The 253-nt window shown below is 74.7% G+C and carries 1 protein-coding gene; it reads left to right on the top strand.

What is annotated here, in order from left to right; translation table 11 throughout:
• Positions 1–253 (top strand): HD domain-containing protein (locus tag MKD49_RS26120; RefSeq protein ID WP_252697756.1); only part of this gene is annotated, 253 nt, incomplete at both ends.

The following is a 253-nucleotide window of genomic DNA, read 5'->3' on the forward strand; positions in this document are numbered from 1 at the left end:
CCGGGTCCGAGGCGCAGCCCGGCCCGCTGCCGGGCTTCGTCGCCGCCCTGGCGCAGCAGCCGCGGGCGGGCGTCACCTGCCCGGGCCGCGCCCGCATCCTGCTGGAGCCGCCGGAGAACCATGCCGAGCACTGCCTGATGGTGGCGGTCTACGGCGTGGCCCTGAGCCCGTTCTACCGGGCCGACCCCGCGACCGTGTTCCTGGCGGCGATGTCGCATCACTTCCACAATGCCGCCATGCCCGATGCCGGCTT

The organism is Herbaspirillum sp. WGmk3 (assembly GCF_023952535.1).
Classification (GTDB): Bacteria; Pseudomonadota; Gammaproteobacteria; order Burkholderiales; family Burkholderiaceae_D; genus Herbaspirillum; species Herbaspirillum huttiense.